The 4,732-nt window shown below is 36.7% G+C and carries 4 protein-coding genes; 3 read left to right on the top strand and 1 reads right to left on the bottom strand.

The window, feature by feature from the left end; all coding sequences use genetic code 11:
- Window positions 1-213 precede the first annotated feature (213 nt).
- On the top strand, window positions 214-1,029 hold the full coding sequence (hisF, locus tag AB1630_10445) for an imidazole glycerol phosphate synthase subunit HisF (protein MEW6104208.1): 816 nt from the start codon (window positions 214-216) through the stop codon (window positions 1,027-1,029).
- 20 nt (window positions 1,030-1,049) lie between these two features.
- Here the strand turns inward: hisF and AB1630_10450 are convergent, their stop codons facing one another.
- Window positions 1,050-1,706, bottom strand: coding sequence for a sugar transferase (locus tag AB1630_10450; GenBank protein MEW6104209.1), 657 nt, complete (start codon window positions 1,704-1,706; stop codon window positions 1,050-1,052).
- A 143-nt stretch (window positions 1,707-1,849) separates the two neighbouring features.
- Between AB1630_10450 and AB1630_10455 the strand changes: the two genes are divergently transcribed.
- Together AB1630_10455 and AB1630_10460 are read left to right on the top strand one after the other, a co-directional pair.
- Complete coding sequence (locus AB1630_10455; GenBank protein ID MEW6104210.1) at window positions 1,850-2,602, top strand: alpha/beta hydrolase; 753 nt, start codon at window positions 1,850-1,852, stop codon at window positions 2,600-2,602.
- Window positions 2,603-2,613: 11 nt separating this feature from the next.
- A complete protein-coding gene (locus tag AB1630_10460; GenBank protein MEW6104211.1) occupies window positions 2,614-4,323 on the top strand; it encodes an AMP-binding protein in 1,710 nt (569 codons plus the stop codon).
- Window positions 4,324-4,732 lie beyond the last annotated feature (409 nt).

The raw sequence follows: 4,732 nt of genomic DNA on the forward strand, positions 1-4,732 counted from the left end.
GGAATACAACCCCCTAACCCCCTTTATTAAGGTGGAATACAACCCCCTAACCCCCTTTATTAAGGTGGAATACAACCCCCTAACCCCCTTTATTAAGGTGGAATACAACCCCCTACGCCCCCAATATTTAAGGGGGAATAAACTTGCGACCAGCGGATCTTTTGGTCTTTAGTCTTTGGTCTTCGGTCTTTGGTCTATTTTTCAGGAGAAATTATGTTAGCCAAAAGAATTATACCTTGCCTGGATGTAGATAAAGGTAGGGTAGTTAAAGGTGTAAATTTTGTTAATATTCGTGATGCAGGAGACCCAGTTGAAGCTGCCGATTTGTATAACCAGGAAGGGGCAGATGAATTAGTTTTCTTAGATATTACTGCATCCTACGAAGACCGCCAGATTATGATTGAGGTGGTAAAACGGACTGCAGAAGTAGCCTTTATGCCTGTAACTGTAGGTGGTGGGATAAGGAGTCTGGAAGATATTGAGAATTTGCTCAAAGCAGGTGCTGACAGGGTTTCTATCAATACTGCGGCGGTAAATAGACCTGCCTTTGTCAAAGAAGCGGCAGAACGATTTGGCAGCCAATGTATTGTTGTGGCTATTGATGCGAAAAAACATCGCACCCAAGCTGGATTTAGAACCGAAGGGTTGGAAAATCTTATCGTTGGTTATCAAGCACAGGAATTCTGGAAGGTATATATTAATGGCGGACGCACACAAACAAATATTGATGCCCTGGAATGGGCAAAAAAGGTAGAACAATTAGGTGCAGGTGAAATTCTGTTGACAAGTATGGACTGCGATGGAACTAAAAATGGCTATGATTTGGAATTGACTAAGGCAATTTCGGATTTAGTTAAAATACCTGTTATTGCTTCCGGTGGAGCAGGTAAATTAGAGCATTTCTTTGAAGTATTAACCTTAGGTGGAGCAGATGCCGCCTTAGCCGCCTCTCTTTTCCATTATCGGGAATTATCCATTCCACAAGTTAAAGAATATCTCCAGTCTAAAGGAGTAGTTGTAAGGAAGTAGGAAGATTAAACTTACTATCGCTAATATGCCCCCCTGCAACTTATTACTGCAGGTATTGTCTTAAGTAAGATTTTAATATCTAACCAAAGGGACTGTGAATCAATATATTTTATGTCCATATCTATCCATTCTTCAAAGCCATTTCTGCCTTCTTCTTTTGCACTGATTAATAAATCACTTCTTCCAGAAATTTGCCACAGACAGGTGAGTCCTGGTTTAACTTCTAACCTTCTTTTGTGATATTGCGTATAATGAACTACTTCATCAGGTCTTGGTGGACGTGGTCCTACAAAACTCATATCTCCTTTCAAAATATTCCACAATTGAGGTAATTCATCCAGTGATGTCCTACGAAGAAATTTTCCTACACTGGTAATTCTTGGGTCTTTTCTTATTTTAAAGACAGGACCAGGAGTCTCATCCATATGTAAAAATTTATGCCTCTTTCCCTCAGCATCGTAACACATTGAGCGAAATTTAAAGAAGGTAAATTCTTTAAATCCCTTTCCTACTCGTATTTCTTTGTAAATAACTGGCCCACGTGAAGTTAATTTAATAAGAATTGCAATAATAAAAAATAACGGTGATAGAAAAACAAGACCTAATAGAGCACCAATTACATCCATAAAGCGTTTAATTTGATAATACCTTCTCTTTTCCATACCTTCCTCTTCCACTTTCTATCTTTAAAAAATAAGAGAAAAAGAGTTTATCGCTTCTTTTCCTCTGTTAATTGTAATTGTATTATACCACATATTTTCAATCCTGTCAAATAACTTTTACTCGACAAAATAGGAAGAAATATGTTATACTTATTTATATGTTGGTTGTTCCTGTAGTTACATCTAACTTTTTAATAACAAAGGATAATAAAAAAATAGCCTATGACCATTATCAATTTGGGCACGATAAGGTAATTGTAATAGCACATGGTTTTTTCAATAGCAAGGATGCAGTTTTAATCCAACGATTAAAAGACATTATTATTGATTCGTATGATGTTATCATTTTCGACTTTCGCGGTCATGGCAAAAGTAAAGGACTTTTTACCTGGACAACGAAAGAGTGTTATGATTTAGAGCGTGTATTGGAATATGCTAAGGAAAACTATTCCCAAATTGGGATAATTGGAATTTCTTACGGTGCCGCGGTCAGCATCCAGATTTTGTCTGAACGAAATGATATAGCTACTTTTATCGCCATAAGCGCACCCTATGACAGCATGAAAATTGATTATCATTTCTGGAATCTTGATCTGGAAAATGATATTTTCTATAATCTCGGAGCAGGAGGCAAAAATAAAGGGGTAATGCCTGGTCCATTCTGGATGCCAAAAAAGAAACCCATTGATTTGGTAGATAAAATTACCTGTCCGGTACTTTACATTCACGGAGAAAAGGACTGGGTTACCAGAAAGTACCATTCTGTAAAGCTCTATGAAAAAACTAAAGCTAAAAAGAAAATCGCTATTATCAAAGATGGCTCGCATGCAGAATATCTTTTGAGACCTAACAAAGGCGGAGCAGAAACGGTTGAATTGATTGTTAATTGGCTTAAGGAAACATTATTTTGAGGAAACTGGAAATGACCACCAATGATAATCTTAATGATGTAAGTATTATTGAACTTTTGGTTACAATTAATCAACGCTATGCTGATTTACCGGCACTACAGATTAAAGATGGAAATACTTTTAGAACAATATCCTACTTTGAGCTTATCTGTCGAACCTCTGATACCTCGTTTAATCTAAAGAGAATAGGCATAGAAAGAGGAGATAGAGTGGCTATTCTATCCGAAGCCAGACCTGAGTGGGCAATTGCTTTTTTTGGTATTGTTTCTTGTGCTGGTATTGTAGTGCCAATGGATATTAAATTAAGTGATGCTGAGATTGAATTTATTCTTAACGATTGCGAGGCAAAGTGTATTTTTGTTTCCGAAAAATTACTTGAAACAATTCTACGGGTGAAGCAAAAATTACCATTTATTCAAAACATCATCTGTCTGGATGAAGTGTTTTATGATGGCATACTATTACTGAGAGATTTCAAGGTTCCTGAGAATGAAATAGCCCACCGTGAAATTCAGATGGAAGATACCGCTCTTATTGTCTATACATCAGGAACTACCGGAGTAGCCAAAGGCGTTGAGATTACTTATAGGAATCTACTCTTTGAAGTAACCTCGCTTAATGATTACATACACTTTGGGGCTAAAGATAAATTTCTTTCTATCTTACCACTCAATCATTTACTCGAATTAACCGGCGGTTTAATTGCCCCTTTGTATGCGGGTGCGTGCATTACCTATTGTGATAGTATTAAACCATCTGTGCTTATGAAACTTATGCAGGAATGTAAGATTACCACAATAATTTGCGTTCCATTGATTTTAAAAATGTTTCATCACAGCATTATGAAAAAGATTGATGAGATGAGTCCAGACAAAAAAAAGTGGTTTTATCGGATGATGGGGTTTTCTCGATTCCTTCTGAATTTCAATATTCACATTGGCAAATTGCTATTTAAACCATTGCATCAACAATTTGGTGGTCATTTAAGGTGTTTTATATGTGGTGGGGCACCACTTGACCCACAAGTGGAAAAGGATTTTTATGCATTAGGATTTAACATATTGCAAGGATATGGTTTAACCGAGACCTCGCCTGTTTTAACCGTAAATACCTTTAAAAAAAGAAGATATACCTCCGTAGGTATTCCATTAAAAGGGGTGGAAATCAAAATTCTAAAAAATAAGCCTGAAGACAAAGAAGGAGAGATTGTCGCACGGGGACCAAATATAATGGAAAGATATTATAAAAATAAAGAAAAAACTGACGAGGTGATTAAAAATGGTTGGTTTCATACAGGTGATGTTGGCTATCAGGATGCTGACGGTTTCCTGTATATTACCGGTCGAATTAAAAATATGATTGTCCTGAGTGGCGGGAAGAAGGTTTTCCCCGAAGAAGTAGAAGAGGTAATATCCAGAAGTAGATTGATTAGAGAGATATGTGTGCTTGGCGTAAAAGCCGCGACGGGTTTAAAAGCCGGCACCGAAGAAGTATTTGCAGTAATAGTTCCTAATTTTGATGAGTTTAGCGAAGAAGAAAAACAAGATGAGAATTTAATAAAGAATAAGATTGCCAAAGAGATTAATAGACTCAGTGAGAATCTCGCTGAATACAAGAAAATATCAGATTTTATGCTTTATTTTGATGAATTGCCCAAGACTTCTACTAAGAAAGTGAAGAGAAAAGAAATTCTTGAAAAGATTATTATGCAGTTAGCCTAACCGATAAAAATCTGGTAGTGTCATGTTGGACAAATTTTGCACGGGTATCGCTCTGGGGATATGTTCATCGTTCATTTAACCGCAAAGCACGCAAAGACTTTTCGCAAAGAACGCAAAGATATTTTTTCTTCGCCCTCTTTGCGGTGAAAAATTTAACTGCACAGGTCGCAATTATTTGCTCTGTAGCCCCTTTTTCTAAAATCATTCTTATATCTCTGTGTCTTTGTGATGAACGATTATGTCGTGCAAAACTTACTCAACACGACATTAGCAAATTGGCGAATTAGAAGGGAAGAAGCATCGCTTATTTATCTCTCTCTACTAATTCTCTAATCTCTAATTCGCTCTATTTATTCTATGTTTCTGTAATTCCATGTTTCAGTGGTAAAAAACATCATTTTCAGGAGAA

The sequence above is a fragment of the bacterium genome (assembly GCA_040753555.1).
Lineage (GTDB): Bacteria > UBA9089 > UBA9088 > UBA9088 > UBA9088 > JBFLYE01.